This window comes from Neisseria sp. HMSC15G01 (genome assembly GCF_001808255.1).
In the GTDB taxonomy this organism is placed as follows: Bacteria; Pseudomonadota; Gammaproteobacteria; order Burkholderiales; family Neisseriaceae; genus Neisseria; species Neisseria subflava_A.
The window spans coordinates 52,980-69,143 of the sequence record NZ_KV792687.1 but is presented as its reverse complement, the minus strand read 5'-3'; the positions used below and the strand labels follow the sequence as shown (position 1 = coordinate 69,143).

The window sequence follows — 16,164 nt, the reverse complement described above, 5'->3', positions numbered from 1 at the left end:
CGCGTCAGCAGCGAAGAACAGAACTATACGCCTCCAAACAAAACCAGTCAACACTTTTCGCAAAATTATTTCCAGAAATTTAACCACTGCCCTGTTTTAACAGGGTTTTTATTTTATAAAAAACTCCAACAACCTTTCTACACTCTCCAAATATACAAAAAACACAAACTAAAGGCCGTCTGAAATGCTCTTTCAGACGGCCTTTTTTATGGTTTCTATATCTATATTTTAGTCGGCGAACTGTTTTTTCATTCGTTCGCGTCGCTCTTGCGCTTCTACGGACAATGTCGCGGTCGGACGTGCCAGCAGGCGTTTGAGGCCAATGGGTTCGCCGGTATCGGCACAGAAACCGTAATCACCTTCGTCAATGCTGCGGATAGTCGCTTGCACTTTATTGAGAAGTTTACGCTCGCGATCGCGGGTGCGCAGCTCTAAAGCGTATTCTTCTTCTTGAGTAGCTCGGTCGGCTGGATCGGGAGCGGATTCGTGCTCTTGAAGATGGCCGGTAGTGGTGTTTGCATTTTCAATCAGCTCTTCTTGCATTTTAACCAGTAGTTCGCGGAAGAAGGCCAATTGGTCGCTGTTCATGTAGTCCTCTTCAGGACCATCCCAGTTTAAAATATCTTGTTCTGTCAGCTTTGCCATGGTGTCTGCTTTCGGTTTGTTGTTAATGATTTGGATGCTACGGGTTTGCTTTTATTGGGTTTTCTTGAATTTCCGTTTTGGAAATTGGGCGAATCATATCATGTTTTACCTATTCATTTGTTCCTTATATTTCGATTTGCACTTTTTTGCACTACCTTACACCTAAATGTATTAAAACGCTTTTTAGGACGTTGTATTTTTGGTCGTTAATACCTGCTGCGCTTTCAGACGGCCTATTGAAGCAACCATAGGTTGGTTTGCTGGATAAGCTGGGGAAACCATCGGGCCAGCCACAACCATAATAAAAGTGCCAACAAACTGCCTGAAAAATCGTATCGCCCTACGCGCAAGAAGGAAAACGGTTTGAGCAATGGCTGCAGGATTCGTTCGATGGCATAAGTCAACGGCGAATAGCGGCCCTGTATGCTGGACACCATTCTAATAATCAGACCGATAAGTAATGTATAGGCCGCGGCTTTCAGCATATGGAGTGCGGCAAACCAGAAGTTTGCCAAAATCAGCTTATTACTGATGGACAGCGCCGGCGAGATGAAAATAATGGCGGTACAGGCAAGGTAGTACACCAGAAAACCTGCGGGCAGGCAGTACCAATCGGTTTTCTCGCCGGATGGAAATGCTTTTTGCCAAGGTTTGGTCAGCCAGCCTGTTGCCTGTATGCTGAATTTGAGCAGGGGGTGTTCTGCTGCCAATCCTGCGTATCGGAGCAAAAAGCGCGTGATACACAGGATGGCAATAGCGTCTGCCAATAATAAGAGCAAGTCGCCGCGCATGTTCAGACGGCCTTATATTGTTGCGCCATTTCTTGCGAACGTTTGACGCAGGCTTCTACACCCTGTTCGATGGCTTCGGCAACGTGACGGGCTTTGAAGGTTTCGATGGCTTCGTGTGTCGTGCCGCCTTTGGAAGTTACGTTTTGCTGTAATTGTGCGAATGCTTCGCCGGTTTGTTCGGCCAAAGCCACTGCGCCTTTAAATGTGGCGAGGCTCAGTTCGCGTGCATCTTGTTCGTTGAAACCTTGTGCCAAAGCCGCATTTTGGAGCGCGCCCAACAGATAGAAAACATAGGCGGGGCCGCTGCCGCTGATGCCGGTAATATTGTGGAGTTGCTCTTCCTCGTTCAGCCAAATGGTCGTGCCGACAGAGCGCATGATGCCGTCGGCAGCTGTACGGTCGGCTTCTGAAACGCCTGCATCGGCAAACATACCGGATACGCCCAAGCCGATTTTGGCCGGCGTATTGGGCATGATGCGTACGATACGGCGTGTGCCGCCCAGATAATGGCTGAGGGTATCGATGGACAAACCTGCCGCTACAGACAACACCAGCGCGCCATTCAAACGGATGTTTTGACAGGCTACCTGCATGTCTTGCGGTTTGACGGCGAGAATGAGGACATCGTCCGCACTCAATTCGGGCAGGTTTTCAGAAGTGGCTACGCCCAATTCTTGCACCAGTTGTGCACGTCTTTCGGCGCCGCGTTCGACAATGTGGACACGATAGCCGTCTTGTTTGACCAAACTGCCTGCAATGGCAGTCGCCATATTGCCGCCGCCTAAAAAGTAGATGTTCATAAATTTCCTTAATTTTTTAAATGAGATACATTTGCTGAGGTCGTCTGAAATACCGTTTCCATCATACCGACAAAATTTCAGACGACCTTTTCACCAACGGACGCTTTCGGGCAGTGATGTTCGGTATAAACCCTGTTTTTCCAAACAATCCAATCCTTCTTTTTTAAAAGTTTCCGCTAAAGGGCGTTTATCGCGGGTTTGCCAAGCTAGCCCGCAAGCTTCAAACTTTTTGATTTTCCTACTGAAATAATCATTAGCTGCGGTACGATAAGCATTATCGTCAATAGAATAATTCCCGTCCGCCAAACGCTTCCCGCGGAAATCCTCAATAGAAGGCGGCGGTTCGCCTTTAATTTCCCAAAAATCTATTGCTGCCGGCTTTTTGGGTTTGCACCAGCCCGATAAGGATTCACATTGATACCAGCCCATCAACCGACAACCCGTTAAGGTCAAACCAAGCAAAACGACCGAGATAATCTGTTTCATTGGCTGCCTTCTCCTTTTTGTTTTTGTTCCCGTCTGCCGAAAATCGCGCTGCCGATGCGGACATGGGTTGCGCCGCATTCTACCGCGATTGGCATATCTCCGGACATACCCATAGACAAAACATCTGCTTCGACGCCTGCCGCATTCAACTCGGCCAACAACCGCTGCATGGTATGAAACTGACTGCGCAACTCATCGTCGCTGCTGTCGGCCTTGGCCACACACATCAATCCGCATACTTTAATATTCGGCAACTTGGCCACTTCAAGGGCCAGCGCAATCGCTTCTGCGGGCGCTACGCCGTGTTTCGCCTCTTCCGCGGCAATGTTCACTTCAATACACACCTGCAACGGCGGTATTTCAGACGGCCTTTGCTCACTCAAGCGCCGCGCCGTTTTCAGACGGCCTATCGTATGCACCCAATGTGCGCGTTCGGCCACAAATTTGGTTTTATTAGACTGCACATCGCCGATAACGTGCCAAACAATATCCGGCAAATCGGCCAGCGTTTCCGTTTTTTCAAACCATTCCTGAATATAGTTCTCGCCGAAATCGCGCTGACCGGCCGCATACACTTCGCGGATGTCGTCTGCCGGAAAGGTCTTGCTGACCGCTACCAGCTTTACCGCATCCGCAGGCCTCCCTGAAGCCTCAGCCGCCTGTTCAACCGCCCGGCATACGTCCTGATAGTTTTGTTGCAATACCGACATGGTTTTCTCCTTTAACCCGTTCATCACTCGGCATTTTGAAAATTTTACTTGGTCGAACGGATTTATCTATTTAAAATAAAGCGATTTTATTATTCTAAACCAAAACAAGGCCACATTATGCAGATTACCGACTTACTCGCGTTCGGCGTGAAAAACAAAGCCTCCGACCTCCATTTGAGTTCGGGCATTTCCCCTATGATACGCGTACACGGCGACATCCGCCGCATCAACCTGCCCGAGATGAGCTCGGAAGAAGTCGGTACCATGATTACCTCGGTCATGAACGACCACCAGCGCAAGCTCTATCAACAGGATTTTGAAGTCGATTTCTCATTTGAGCTGCCTAATGTTGCCCGTTTCCGCGTCAACGCCTTTATGACCGAACGCGGCCCGGCCGCCGTATTCCGTACCATTCCGAGCACCGTTCTGACGCTGGAAGAATTGCGTGCGCCGCGCATTTTCCAAAAAATTGCCGAAAATCCGCGCGGTTTGGTCTTGGTAACCGGCCCGACCGGTTCGGGTAAATCCACCACGCTGGCGGCGATGGTCAACTACATCAACGAAACCCAACCGGCCCACATTCTGACCATCGAAGACCCGATTGAGTTCGTCCACCAAAGCAAAAAGGCGCTCATCAACCAGCGCGAGCTGCATCAGCACACCCACAGCTTTACCAACGCCCTGCGTTCCGCACTGCGCGAAGACCCCGACGTGATTTTGATCGGTGAGATGCGCGACCCTGAAACCATCTCCCTCGCCCTGACCGCCGCCGAAACCGGCCACTTGGTTTTCGGCACGCTGCACACGACCGGCGCCGCCAAAACCATCGACCGTATTGTCGACGTATTCCCCGCAGGCGAAAAAGAAATCGTGCGCTCCATGTTGTCCGAATCCTTGCGCGCCATCATTTCCCAAACCCTGCTGAAAACCCGCGACGGCAACGGCCGCGTCGCCGCACACGAAATCCTGATTTCCACACCGGCCGTGCGAAACCTCATCCGCGAGAACAAAATCGCCCAAATCAACGCCGCCCTCCAAACCGGTCAGGCCCACGGTATGCAAACCCTCGATCAAGCCCTGCAAACCCTTGTCCGCCAAGGCACCATCAGCCCCGAGCTGGCACGCAGTAAGGCGCAAAACATCGAAAACCTCTCTGTTTTCTAAACCATACTCAGGCCGTCTGAACCCCATCATCCCGTTTTCAGACGGCCTTTCAGCCTGACCGAATACCCGTTTTAAAGAGAATCATCATGAGCGACCTCGCCCCTCTGCACGACCTGTTAAGCGAAATGGTGCAAGCCTACTCACAAAAAAACCAAGCACCGCACATCCCCACCCCGGCTGAAATCGGTACGCATCTTCATCCCCTGCTCGACCGCATGTGTGAAGAGGCCGAAAAACGCAACGCCTCCGACATTTTCATCAGCGCAGGCTTTCCCCCAGCCATCAAAGTCGGAGGCACCCTCACGCCCATGCCCCACAAAGCACTGAACGGCGCGGACACCGCCGCCATCGCCGAATCCACCATGAACCCCGACCAGCTCGAAGCCTTCAACCGCGACTGGGAAATCAACTATTCCGTCCAATCGCGCAGCAACACGCGCTACCGCGTCAACGCCTACCACGAGCAAGGCCGCGTCGGCATGGTATTGCGCCGCGTCAGCCAAGACATTCCCGAGATGAAGACCCTCGGCTTACCCGAAAAGCTCCAAGAGCTTGCACTCGCACCGCGCGGCCTGCTGATCCTCGCCGGCCCGACCGGTTCGGGTAAGTCCACCACCATGGCCTCCATGCTCAACTACCGCAACCAAAAGCTGCCCGGCCATATCGTTACCATCGAAGACCCCATCGAGTTTATCTACAAACCTTGCCGCAGCATCTTCACCCAGCGCGAAATCGGCATCGATACCGACAACTGGAAAACCGCCGTTCAAAGCGCCATGCGTCAAGCACCCGATGTCGTCTGTATCGGCGAAGTCCGCAGCGAAGAAAGCATGGAATACGCCCTCCAACTGGCTCAAACCGGCCATCTGTGCGTTTTCACCATCCATGCCAGCACGGCCTCCCAAACCATCGAGCGCATCATCAACTTCTATCCGGAAGACCGACGCCAACAGGTTTTGATGGATTTGGCGTTGAACCTCGTCGGCATCATCGGCCAACGCCTCACCATCAAGAAAAACCGCCAACGCACGGCCGTTACCGACCTCCTGCTCAACACGCCGGCCATGCAGGACTTGATTTTCAAAGGCGAATTGCTGGAAATCCGCGACCTGATGGCACGCTCCGGCAGCAACGGCATGCAGACGTTCGACCAAAATCTCTTCACCCTCTACGCACAAGGCCAAATTGAACTCAGCGAAGCCCTGCGCCAAGCGGTATCCGCCAACGATTTGCGCCTGCGCATTCAAATGCACGACGAGGGCAACAATACCGAACGCCTCTACGACCGCATCAGCGACCTCAACCTGATGACCTAATGGCGCAAGCCAAAAAAGGCCGTCTGAACAAATGTGGAAACGAAATCAAGTATTTTCCCGTATCCGTTCAGACGGCCTTATCCTATTTCAAGCATTCTGAAACCGACTGAAAATCCTGTTAAAATCCAATCATTCATCTCATAACAAATAAAACAACCCAATCATGAAAACTCCGCCGCTCAAACCTCTGATCATTGCCTCCCTGCCCGTCTTCGCCAGCGTGTTCATCGCCGCTACCCTCGTTTGGCACTTCAACACGCCTAAGCTCGTCATGCCCTTCGTACTCGGCATTATTGCCGGCGGTTTGGTCGACTTGGACAACCGCCTCACAGGCCGTCTGAAAAACATCGTCATCACCGTTGCCCTGTTCACCCTCTCTTCGCTGCTTGCCCAAAGCACCATCGGCACAGGCGTTCCCTTCATCTTGGCCATGACCCTGATGACTTTCGGCTTTACCATCCTCGGCACCGTCGGCCTCAAATACCGCACCTTCGCTTTCGGTGCGCTCGCCGTCGCCACCTACACCACGCTGACCTACACCCCCGAGACCTACTGGCTGACCAACCCCGTCATGATTCTGTTGGGCACTGTTCTATACAGCGTCAACACCCTGATCTTCCAAATCATCCTGCCCCACCGCCCTGTCCAAGAAACCGTCGCCAACGCCTATGATGCACTCAGCAACTACTTCGATGCCAAAGCCGACTTTTTCGATCCAGACGAAGCCGCATGGTTGGGCAACCGCCAAATCGACTTGGCCATGAGCAACACCGGCGTGATTACCGCCTTCAACCAATGCCGCGGCGCACTTTTCTACCGGTTGCGCGGCCAACACCGCCATCCGCGTACCGCCAAAATGCTGCGCTACTACCTCTGCGCGCAAGACATGCACGAACGCATCAGCTCCGCCCACGTCGATTACAGCGAAATGGCCGAGCAGCTCAAAAATACCGACCTCATCTTCCGCATCCGCCGCCTGCTCGAAATGCAAGGCCAGGCGTGCCGCAACGTTGCCGCCTCCCTGCGCAACAACAAACCCTACGCATACAGCAAACGCCTCGGCCGCGCCATGGAAGGCTGCCGCCAATCCCTCAGCCATTTTGCCGAGACCCATGCCGATAATGCCAACCTCCACAATATCCGCCGCCTGCTCGACAACCTCAGCAGCGTCGATTACCAACTGCGGCAACTGCAAAACGATGCGTCCCTTGCCGAAAACGACAACGCCGACACCCGCATCGCCGCCCTTGAAAACACCAAATTCCGCAATATCGGCGAGACCGTCCTCAGCCAGCTCAATTTCGACTCCGGCGTCTTCCGCCATGCCACCCGCCTCTCCATCGTCGTGGCCGCGGCCTGCATCATTGTCGAAATCCTTCATCTCAATCTCGGCTACTGGATTCTGCTGACCGCCCTTTTCGTCTGCCAGCCCAACTACACCGCCACCAAAAGCCGCGTGTACCAACGTATCGCCGGTACGATTCTCGGCGTAATTGTCGGTTCGCTCGTTCCCTACTTCACCCCGTCTGTTGAAACCAAGCTTTGGATTGTCATCGCCAGCACCTCCCTGTTCTTCATGACCCGGAGCTACAAATACAGCTTCTCCACCTTCTTTATCACCATCCAAGCCCTGACCAGCCTCTCGCTTGCCGGTTTGGACGTGTACCACGCCATGCCCATCCGCATCATCGACACCATCGTCGGTTCCGTTATCGCATGGGCCGCCGCCACCTACCTCTGGCCCGATTGGCGTTACCTCACCCTCAGCCATACTGCCGCCCAAACCATTACTGCCAACGGCCGCTATCTCGACGCCATCCTCGACCAGCTGCAAAACGGCAGCCGCGACGATTTCGACTACCGCCTCACCCGCCGCCAAGCCCACGAAAGCACCGCTGCCCTCAGCAGCACCCTGTCCGACATGAGCAGCAACCCGAAAAAATACCAAGACCGCCTGCAAGACAGTTTTACCCTGCTCAAAACCAGCTATGCGCTGACCGGCCACATTTCCGCGCTCGGTGCATACCGCGACCAAGTCCGAATCGACGGCAACGACGGCTTTGCGCCCTATGCCAAGCTGACCCACCACATCGCCGAGTTGCTGACCCAAATGCCCCAAACCGACCCCGAAGCTTTTGAAACGGCCATGACCCAAATCCGTCAGGAATTTGCCGAGCTTGAACAAAACACACAAGCGCAGCAAGACCACATCCTCAAACACCAGCTCGACCTGATCATCCGCCAGCTTACCCCGTGCTATCAGGCATTGCACCGACAAGCCGACGTAGAGGCTGTCTGAAAAGAGCCGGACGCTTTCCAGCCTGTTTAGCAACAAGTCTGCCAACCATCGGCGTTGAATCCAGCTAAACACTTCCTCAAATAAAAACCAAAAAACAAAAGGCCGTCTGAAACCTGATTTCCAGATTTCAGACGGCCTTTATTTTTAACAATCGATATTAAAACCGATTATGCGCCGCGTTTTTCCAAAGCAGCAACGGCAGGCAACTCTTTGCCTTCCAAGAACTCAAGGAACGCGCCGCCGCCGGTGGAGATGTAGCTGATTTGATCGGTTACGCCGAATTTGGCAATCGCCGCCAAAGTGTCGCCGCCGCCGGCAATCGAGAACGCATCGCTTTGGGCAATCGCTTCGGCCAATACTTTGGTACCGCCAGCAAATTGGTCAAACTCAAATACGCCGACCGGGCCGTTCCATACGACCGTACCGGCAGCTTTGAGCAAATCGGCCAAAGCAGCGGCAGATTTAGGGCCGATGTCCAAAATCATGTCGTCTTCGGCAACGTCAGCAATGTCTTTCACCACAGCTTCCGCATCGGCGGCAAAGGCTTTAGCGACAACCACATCGGTCGGCAGCGGTACGGAGCCGCCTTTGGCCGCCATTTTCGCCATGATTTTTTTGGATTCTTCCACCAAATCGTGTTCGGCCAAAGATTTGCCGATGGCTTTGCCTTCTGCCAACAGGAAGGTATTGGCAATGCCGCCGCCGACGATGAGTTGGTCGACTTTGTCGGCCAAAGATTCGAGGATGGTCAGTTTGGTGGACACTTTGCTGCCGGCAACGATGGCAACCATCGGATGAGCCGGTTGTTTCAGGGCTTTGCCCAAAGCGTCGAGTTCGCCCGCCATCAACACGCCGGCGCAGGCAACCGGTGCGGCTTGGGCAACGGCTTCAGTCGAAGCTTGGGCGCGGTGGGCGGTACCGAATGCGTCGTTAACGAACACGTCACACAAAGAAGCGTAGGCTTTGCCCAGCTCCAAGTCGTTTTTCTTCTCGCCTTTGTTGATGCGCACGTTTTGCAACATCACGACATCACCGGCGTTCAAAGTCGGTTTGTTTTCACGCCAGTCGTTCAATACTTTCACGTCTTTGCCCAACAGTTTGCCCAAATGCGCGGCAACAGGTGCCACATCGTCTTCAGGATGGAATTCGCCTTCGGTCGGACGGCCGAGGTGGGTCATCACGATTACAGACGCGCCGTTGTCCAAGCAGTATTTAATGGATGCGAGCGAAGCGCGGATACGGGTGTCGTCGCTGATGTTGCCGTCTTTGAACGGTACGTTCATATCGGCGCGGATCAGAACGGTTTTGCCTTGAACATTTTGTTCGGTCAGTTTCAAAAATGCCATGATGATTCCTTTGTGATGGTTGGGAACGGGAATGTTTGGGATTATCCGCGAATGAGGCGCGACGGTAAAGATTGGCAACGGCCGCGCTTGATGTGAATCAGCAGATAAGGCTGCAGGCCGTCTGAAACATTCGGCCAATCTTTGCAAATTTTCCGCTATACTTTGGCGATTGATTTTCATTTTACGGATTGAACCATGTTACGCCGAATTGCTTTAATGCTTGCCTTCGCACTGCCTGCCGCTTCATGGGCGCAGACGCTTTCTGAAACCCTGCCCAACGGTCTGAAAATCATCGTCAAAGAAGACCACCGCGCGCCAGTGGCCGTTTCGCAGATTTGGTACAAAATCGGCAGCGTGGATGAAAAACCGGGCAAAAGCGGCCTGAGCCACGCTTTGGAACACATGATGTTTAAAGGCACGAAAGACGTTCCCTCCGGCGAGTTCAACCGCCGCGTGTCCGAGCTGGGCGGGCAAAACAACGCCTACACCAACCGCAATGAAACGGTGTATTACGAAAACGTCGCCGCCGCCAACCTGCCCGAGATTCTGAAGCTCGAGGCAGACCGCATGCACAACCTCAACTTCAGTGACAAAGAATTCCTCAACGAGATGAACGTCATCCGCGAAGAACGCCGCCAGCGCACGGAAGACACGGCCGACGGCAAAATGTGGGAGCAAGCCTATCTTGCCGCCTTTACCCAACCGTCCATGCGCGCCTCCGTCATCGGCTACATGAAAGATTTGCACACCCTCAAAGCCGACGACCTGCGCGCGTGGTACAAACAATATTACGCGCCCAACAATGCCGTATTGGTCATTGTCGGCGATGTCGATGCCAAACAAACGCTTCAGACGGCCACCAAACTCTTCGGCGATATTCCGGCCAAAGCCCAGCCGCCGCGCAACAAACTGAATACCGAACCCTATTTGCGCAAACCTGTTACAGTCAAAGCTACTTCTCCGGTCACACACCAGCCGCTGATTGCCATCAACTTCCGTGTGCCGAAACTCCAAAAACTCGATGACACGATGCCTTTCGCCCTCGACATCCTCTCCGATATTTTGGCAGGCAACGCGTCCAGCCGTTTTGACAAAAACCTCGTGCGCGGCAAGCAAACCGCATTGAGCGCAGGCACGCATTACGACATCATCAGCCGCGAAATGCCGCTGTTCAGCGTAATGGCCATGCCTGCCGAAGGCGTGAAAACCGATACTCTGATTGCCCAGCTGCGCCAAGAAATCAAAGACATTGCCGACAACGGCGTTTCCGAAGAAGAATTGCAGCGCGTCAAAACCCAGGCAGCAGTCAACGAAATCTACGCCAAAGACTCCATGTCTTCCCAAGCCTCCATGATGGGGCGCCTCGAAGCGCGCGGTTTCCAATATACCGACGAACAAGAAATCCACCGCCGCCTACAGGCAGTCAGCGCGCAAGAAGTACAGGCCGCAGCCCGGATGTTGACCGACGAGCGCATGAGTACCGTCATCATCGAGCCGCAAAAACCTGCCGCCGCGCCAAGCAAAAAAGCTGCCAAACGCCGATAAACATCAGGCCGTCTGAAAGCCCATACCCTTTCAGACGGCCCTAACAGAAAGCCACAACATGAAACCCACCCTGCTCGCCCTTGCCCTCCTCCTGCCCTTAAGCGTCCAAGCCGCCACCGACATCCAACGCTGGCGCAACCGCGACGGCACCCAAATCCTCCTTGTCGAACGCCACGAAAACCCCATCATCGACCTTGAAGTCAGCTTCAAGGGCGCAGGCAGCGTCGCCAATCCGGACGGCAAAAGCCAAGTTGCCGAATTTACCGCCGCCCTCCTGACCGACGGCACCCAAGAGCTGGACGAAGAAGCCTTCAATGCCGAAGCCGACAACATCGGCGCACAAATCAGCAGCGACAGCAATGCCGAGAGCGCATCCGCAGGCTTCCGCAGCCTCAGCAAAGCCGACATCCGCGACAAAGCCGCCAACTTGCTCAACCACTCGCTGACCCGTCCGCGCTTTGACGAAGCCGTTTTCCGCCGCCGTCAAATCCAATCCATTACCGGTTTGCAACAACAGGAAACCACCCCCGACTACACCGCCACGCGCGAAATGACCAAACTCATCTATCCGAACCACCCCTATGGCAGCGGCGCAAACATAACCGTTGACAGCCTCAAACAAGTTAGTCTGGACGACATCCGCGCCTTCCACCGCACCCACTACGGCAAAGACAACGCCATCGTCGCCATCGTCGGCGACCTCAACCGCAAACAGGCAGAGCAACTGGTCGAGCTCGTCCTCAAAGACCTGCCGGCCAAAGCCACCGCAACCCACGCCATCCCGCCCGTTCCCAAACAAACCGCCCAAAGCCGCGACATCCCCTTTGCCGGCACACAGGCACAAGTCCTGCTCGGCACCTCCCTCATCAAACGCCACGACCCTGACTACTATGCCCTCGTTGCCGGCAACTACATCCTCGGCGGCGGCGGTTTCGACAGCCGCCTCATGAAAGTTTTGCGCGACCAACACGGCTACACCTACGGCGTATACAGCAGCCTCGCCCCGGCGACAGAAGAAGGCACGTTTGCCGTTTCCTACTCCACCCAAAAGAAAAACACCAAAGCCTCACTGGCTGACACCCAAGCCGTCATCGAGCAGTTTATCGCCGAAGGCCCGACCGAAGCCGAGCTGAAACAGGCCAAAGCCAACATCGTCGGCGGCTTTCCCCTGCGCTACGACTCCAACGACAAACTGCTCAACTACCTGAGCCTGATCGGCCTCTACGACCTGCCCAACGACTACTTAGAAGCCTACCCCAAAGCCATCAACAGCCTGACCGTCGAACAAGTCCGCGACGCATGGCAACGCCGCGTTAAATTCAAAGACCTCAACACCGTCGTTGTCGGTGCAGAATAAAACGCTTTAAAACAACAGACCGTCTGAAAGATTTTTCAGACGGCCTGTTTTCATTCTGTCGATTTGCTGATCTTGTCATCAGAGACCACTCTAATCAATAAAATATCAGTCACAATCAGCTGTTGTTGTACATTTATAATGAAAGCAAAGACATCATAAATAGCCTCTCTATTACTGAAGCCGACAAATATAAAGGCCGTCTGAAACCCAAATCTCAGGTTTCAGACGGCCTTTTTTAACCGGTCAATTACTTATTCAACCGTTACCGATTTAGCCAAATTGCGCGGTTTGTCCACGTCTGTACCGCGTGCGAGGGCGGCGTGGTAAGACAGGAGTTGCACGGGGATGGTGTGCACAATCGGCGAGAGTACGCCGACGTGGCGTGGGGCGCGGATAACGTGCACGCCTTCGGTGGCGCTGAAGTTGCTGTCGAGGTCGGCGAAGACAAACAGTTCGCCGCCGCGTGCGCCGACTTCCTGCATATTAGCTTTTACTTTGTCCAACAGGCTGTCGTTCGGGGCAATCACGACAACAGGCATGTTCTCGTCCACCAAGGCCAACGGACCGTGTTTCAACTCACCCGCAGGATAAGCTTCGGCGTGGATATAGGTAATCTCTTTCAGCTTCAATGCGCCTTCGAGGGCGATTGGGAAGTGGATGCCGCGACCCAAGAAGAGTGCGCTGGTTTTCTTGGCAAATTTTTGCGCCCAAGCGGCGATTTGCGGCTCCAGATTGAGAGCGTGCTGAATGCTGCCCGGCAGTTGGCGCAGTTCTTCAACGTATTCACGCGCTTGTTCGTCAGAAACCAGGCCGCGCTGTTTGCCCAAGGTAACGGCCAGGCCGAACAGGACAACCAGTTGGGTCGTGAACGCTTTGGTAGAAGCGACGCCGATTTCTGCGCCGGCGCGTGTGTACAGTACCAACTCGCTTTCACGCGGCAGGGCGGATTCCATCACGTTACAAATAGACAGGCTGTGTTTGTGTCCCAAGGATTGCGCGTATTTCAGGGCTTCCATGGTGTCCAAAGTTTCGCCGGATTGGGAAATGGTGATGACCAGTTGTTTCGGATCGGCAATCACGTCGCGGTAGCGGTATTCGCTGGCGATTTCCACGTCGGTCGGCACTTTGGCGATGGATTCGAGCCAGTATTTGGCGGTCAGCGCGGCATAGTAGGACGTACCGCAGGCAAGGATTTTGATGCTATGGATATCGTCGAATACTTCGCGTGCATTCGCGCCGAAGTTTTCAGGTTCAAAACCGCCGTCCAAGAAGACTTCGGCTGTATCGGCAATGGCGCGGGGCTGTTCGTGGATTTCTTTTTGCATGAAGTGGCTGTATGGGCCCAACTCCAAAGAAGCCAGAGACAATTCGGACACTTTAATCGCGCGTTCGGTTTGCGCACCGGTTTTGTCGAGCAATTTTTCGATACCGTTTGCGTTCAGCAGGGCGATGTCGCCGTCTTCCAAGTAAGCGATGCGGCGGGTAAAGGCGATCACGGCGGATACGTCGGAAGCGATAAAGGTTTCTTGGTCGCCCAAAGCCACCAACAGCGGGCAGCCCATGCGCGCAACAACCATTTGTTCAGGGTTGTCTTGTGCGATAACGGCAATGGCGTATGCACCGTGGAAACGGGCAGTCGCAGCTTGGACGGCTTCAAACAGTTTGCCGCCATTTTGTGTGTATTCGTGGTTGACGCTGTGGGCGATGACTTCGGTATCGGTTTGCGATTCGAAGGTGTAACCCAACGCTTTCAGGCGTTCGCGTTCGGCTTCAAAGTTTTCGATGATGCCGTTGTGGACAACCGCGATCATGCCGCCGGAAATATGAGGGTGGGCGTTAGGCTCGGTTACACCGCCGTGGGTTGCCCAACGGGTATGGCCGATGCCGATATGGCCGAACACGCCATTTTCACGTGCTGCATCTTCCATCAGCTGAACACGGCCGACACGGCGGACGCGTTTGATTTTGCCGTCCATGTTTACGGCAATACCCGACGAATCGTAGCCTCGGTATTCAAGGCGTTTGAGACCATCGGTCAGAAAATCGACTACATTGTGATTGGCGCGAATAGCACCTACGATACCGCACATATAAGTTCCTTAGTATCAAAAGTTTGAAAAAATGACTGCTGCTCCGGCTCCCGAAAGCGGCAGTCGGAAAACGCCGTTTTATATTCATTGAAACGGCAAATCTGGGTTTCAGACGGCCTGTTGTTTCTCAAGGCCGTCTGAAAACAAATAAAAGACCAGCCTTACTTCTTATCGCCTTTTTCCGGACGCACCCAGCCTTCGATGACGGTTTGGCGCGAACGGGCGAGGACGAGTTTGCCGTCTTCGCAGTTGCGGGTAATCGCGCTGCCCGCGCCTGTCGTCACTTTGTTGCCGAGGGTAACGGGGGCAACCAGTACGCAGTTTGAACCGATGCGTACTTCGTCACCGATGACGGTTTTGTGTTTGTTCACGCCGTCGTAGTTGGCAATAATCGTGCCGGCGCCGAAGTTGGTTTTGCTGCCGATCTCAGCATCACCGATGTAGGTGAGGTGGTTGGCTTTGGTGCCGTTGCCGATGGTGGCGTTTTTGACTTCGACGAAGTTGCCGATGTGTACGTCGTCGGCCAGTTTGGCTTGCGGACGCAAACGAGCGTATGGGCCGATTTGGTTGTTTTCGCCGACTTCGCAACCTTCAAAATGGGAGAATGGGGCGATTTTGGTGTTGGCACCGATTTTGGCGTTTTTGATCACGCAGTTGGCACCGATTTCGACGTTGTCGCCGAGTTCGACTTCGCCTTCGATGACGACGTTGACGTCAATCACGACATCTTGTCCGTGTTTCAGACGGCCTCGTAAATCGAAACGTGCCGGATCGCGCAGGGTTACGCCTGCTTTGAGCAATTCTTGCGCCTGTTCGGTTTGGAAAATACGCTCGAGTTCGGCCAGTTGGAGTTTGTTGTTCACGCCGGCGGCCAGATGGGAGGCACGGACTTGGACAGGATGAACTTTGATACCGTCGGCAACGGCTTTGGCGATGAGGTCGGTCAGATAGTATTCGCCTTGGGCATTGTTGCTGGAAAGGCTGTTCAACCAAGCTTCGAGTTTGGCGTTGGGCAGAACCAAAATGCCGGTATTGATTTCTTTCACGGCTTTTTGGGCGGCATCGGCGTCTTTTTCTTCGACAATGGCGGTTACGCTGCCGTTGCTGTCGCGGATGATGCGGCCCAAACCTGTCGGGTCGTTGGGCACGTCGGTCAACAGGCCGACTTCGTCGCCTGCGGCTTCGAGCAGGGTTTCAAGGGTGGCTGCGTCAATCAGGGGGACGTCGCCGTACAACACCAGCGTGCGGCCTTCGGCAGACAGGTGCGGCAGGGCGGTTTTGACGGCGTGGCCGGTACCGAGCTGTTCGGTTTGTTCGACCCAAACGACATCGCGTTTGACGGTGTCCAAGACTTGCTCTTTGCCGTGGCCGATGACGACGCAGATGTTTTGGGGATTCAGGGAGGCGGCGGTGTCGATAACGCGCTCAACCATGGGAAGGCCGCCGATGCGGTGCAGCACTTTGGGCATTTTGGAGTACATGCGCGTGCCTTTGCCGGCGGCGAGGATGACGATATTTAAAGCTGTCTGAGCCATGATACGGTTTCCGTTGTCGTTGTTTGAGGCCGTCTGAAAAGTGTGGCAACAAGTGTTGGTTGTTTTTCACTCCGTTTCAG

14 protein-coding genes are annotated in these 16,164 nt (G+C 54.1%); 6 read left to right on the top strand and 8 right to left on the bottom strand.

What is annotated here, in order from left to right:
- Positions 1 to 183 (top strand): hypothetical protein (locus HMPREF3139_RS11110; RefSeq protein WP_210388926.1); only part of this gene is annotated, 183 nt, incomplete at its 5' end.
- Positions 184 to 228: 45 nt separating this feature from the next.
- On the opposite strand, the gene dksA is transcribed toward HMPREF3139_RS11110, so the two are convergent.
- The 5 genes from dksA to HMPREF3139_RS08310 form a co-directional block, all read right to left on the bottom strand.
- Positions 229 to 645, bottom strand: coding sequence for an RNA polymerase-binding protein DksA (gene dksA / locus HMPREF3139_RS08330; protein WP_049344904.1), 417 nt, complete (start codon positions 643 to 645; stop codon positions 229 to 231).
- A gap of 233 nt (positions 646 to 878) precedes the next feature.
- Complete coding sequence (locus HMPREF3139_RS08325; protein WP_070461561.1) at positions 879 to 1,436, bottom strand: YggT family protein; 558 nt, start codon at positions 1,434 to 1,436, stop codon at positions 879 to 881.
- Positions 1,437 to 1,438: 2 nt separating this feature from the next.
- Complete coding sequence (gene proC, locus HMPREF3139_RS08320; RefSeq protein WP_070461560.1) at positions 1,439 to 2,236, bottom strand: pyrroline-5-carboxylate reductase; 798 nt, start codon at positions 2,234 to 2,236, stop codon at positions 1,439 to 1,441.
- A gap of 90 nt (positions 2,237 to 2,326) precedes the next feature.
- Positions 2,327 to 2,722, bottom strand: a complete 396-nt coding sequence (locus HMPREF3139_RS08315; RefSeq protein ID WP_070461559.1) for an RNA-binding protein — start codon at positions 2,720 to 2,722, stop codon at positions 2,327 to 2,329.
- The gene (locus tag HMPREF3139_RS08310) at positions 2,719 to 3,432 is read right to left on the bottom strand and encodes a YggS family pyridoxal phosphate-dependent enzyme (RefSeq protein WP_070461558.1); all 714 of its coding nucleotides are present in this window, start codon (positions 3,430 to 3,432) and stop codon (positions 2,719 to 2,721) included. The genes HMPREF3139_RS08315 and HMPREF3139_RS08310 overlap by 4 nt, the downstream gene beginning before the upstream one ends.
- A gap of 117 nt (positions 3,433 to 3,549) precedes the next feature.
- On the opposite strand from HMPREF3139_RS08310, the gene HMPREF3139_RS08305 reads away from it, so the two are divergent.
- From HMPREF3139_RS08305 to yccS, 3 genes are all read left to right on the top strand, one after another.
- Positions 3,550 to 4,596 (top strand): type IV pilus twitching motility protein PilT, encoded by a 1,047-nt coding sequence (locus tag HMPREF3139_RS08305; protein ID WP_004519239.1) that lies wholly within the window; start codon positions 3,550 to 3,552, stop codon positions 4,594 to 4,596.
- 86 nt (positions 4,597 to 4,682) lie between these two features.
- Complete coding sequence (locus HMPREF3139_RS08300; RefSeq protein ID WP_070461557.1) at positions 4,683 to 5,912, top strand: PilT/PilU family type 4a pilus ATPase; 1,230 nt, start codon at positions 4,683 to 4,685, stop codon at positions 5,910 to 5,912.
- Between the two features lie 163 nt (positions 5,913 to 6,075).
- Positions 6,076 to 8,211, top strand: coding sequence for a YccS family putative transporter (gene yccS, locus HMPREF3139_RS08295; protein ID WP_070461556.1), 2,136 nt, complete (start codon positions 6,076 to 6,078; stop codon positions 8,209 to 8,211).
- 167 nt (positions 8,212 to 8,378) lie between these two features.
- Here the strand turns inward: yccS and HMPREF3139_RS08290 are convergent, their stop codons facing one another.
- Complete coding sequence (locus HMPREF3139_RS08290; RefSeq protein ID WP_004519232.1) at positions 8,379 to 9,557, bottom strand: phosphoglycerate kinase; 1,179 nt, start codon at positions 9,555 to 9,557, stop codon at positions 8,379 to 8,381.
- A 195-nt stretch (positions 9,558 to 9,752) separates the two neighbouring features.
- Here HMPREF3139_RS08290 and HMPREF3139_RS08285 point away from each other — a divergent pair, with 195 nt between their 5' ends.
- Both HMPREF3139_RS08285 and HMPREF3139_RS08280 read left to right on the top strand, forming a co-directional pair.
- A complete protein-coding gene (locus HMPREF3139_RS08285; protein ID WP_070461555.1) occupies positions 9,753 to 11,102 on the top strand; it encodes a M16 family metallopeptidase in 1,350 nt (449 codons plus the stop codon).
- 58 nt (positions 11,103 to 11,160) lie between these two features.
- Positions 11,161 to 12,459 carry a M16 family metallopeptidase gene (locus HMPREF3139_RS08280; RefSeq protein ID WP_070461554.1) on the top strand — a complete coding sequence of 433 codons (1,299 nt, stop codon included), beginning with the start codon at positions 11,161 to 11,163 and terminating at the stop codon, positions 12,457 to 12,459.
- Positions 12,460 to 12,710: 251 nt separating this feature from the next.
- Here the strand turns inward: HMPREF3139_RS08280 and glmS are convergent, their stop codons facing one another.
- Together glmS and glmU are read right to left on the bottom strand one after the other, a co-directional pair.
- Positions 12,711 to 14,549, bottom strand: coding sequence for a glutamine--fructose-6-phosphate transaminase (isomerizing) (gene glmS / locus HMPREF3139_RS08275; protein ID WP_070461553.1), 1,839 nt, complete (start codon positions 14,547 to 14,549; stop codon positions 12,711 to 12,713).
- A 161-nt stretch (positions 14,550 to 14,710) separates the two neighbouring features.
- The gene (glmU, locus tag HMPREF3139_RS08270; RefSeq protein ID WP_049335633.1) at positions 14,711 to 16,084 is read right to left on the bottom strand and encodes a bifunctional UDP-N-acetylglucosamine diphosphorylase/glucosamine-1-phosphate N-acetyltransferase GlmU; all 1,374 of its coding nucleotides are present in this window, start codon (positions 16,082 to 16,084) and stop codon (positions 14,711 to 14,713) included.
- Positions 16,085 to 16,164 lie beyond the last annotated feature (80 nt).

What these genes read in the sequence shown, in the direction of transcription:
- HMPREF3139_RS08325 (WP_070461561.1), bottom strand. Translation starts at nt 1,436, where the DNA reads ATGCGCGGCGACTTGCTCTTATTATTGGCAGACGCTATTGCCATCCTG.
- HMPREF3139_RS08285 (WP_070461555.1), top strand. Translation starts at nt 9,753, where the DNA reads ATGTTACGCCGAATTGCTTTAATGCTTGCCTTCGCACTGCCTGCCGCT.
- HMPREF3139_RS08305 (WP_004519239.1), top strand. Translation starts at nt 3,550, where the DNA reads ATGCAGATTACCGACTTACTCGCGTTCGGCGTGAAAAACAAAGCCTCC.
- HMPREF3139_RS08300 (WP_070461557.1), top strand. Translation starts at nt 4,683, where the DNA reads ATGAGCGACCTCGCCCCTCTGCACGACCTGTTAAGCGAAATGGTGCAA.
- HMPREF3139_RS08310 (WP_070461558.1), bottom strand. Translation starts at nt 3,432, where the DNA reads ATGTCGGTATTGCAACAAAACTATCAGGACGTATGCCGGGCGGTTGAA.
- HMPREF3139_RS08280 (WP_070461554.1), top strand. Translation starts at nt 11,161, where the DNA reads ATGAAACCCACCCTGCTCGCCCTTGCCCTCCTCCTGCCCTTAAGCGTC.
- glmU (WP_049335633.1), bottom strand. Translation starts at nt 16,084, where the DNA reads ATGGCTCAGACAGCTTTAAATATCGTCATCCTCGCCGCCGGCAAAGGC.
- yccS (WP_070461556.1), top strand. Translation starts at nt 6,076, where the DNA reads ATGAAAACTCCGCCGCTCAAACCTCTGATCATTGCCTCCCTGCCCGTC.
- HMPREF3139_RS08315 (WP_070461559.1), bottom strand. Translation starts at nt 2,722, where the DNA reads ATGAAACAGATTATCTCGGTCGTTTTGCTTGGTTTGACCTTAACGGGT.
- glmS (WP_070461553.1), bottom strand. Translation starts at nt 14,549, where the DNA reads ATGTGCGGTATCGTAGGTGCTATTCGCGCCAATCACAATGTAGTCGAT.
- dksA (WP_049344904.1), bottom strand. Translation starts at nt 645, where the DNA reads ATGGCAAAGCTGACAGAACAAGATATTTTAAACTGGGATGGTCCTGAA.
- proC (WP_070461560.1), bottom strand. Translation starts at nt 2,236, where the DNA reads ATGAACATCTACTTTTTAGGCGGCGGCAATATGGCGACTGCCATTGCA.
- HMPREF3139_RS08290 (WP_004519232.1), bottom strand. Translation starts at nt 9,557, where the DNA reads ATGGCATTTTTGAAACTGACCGAACAAAATGTTCAAGGCAAAACCGTT.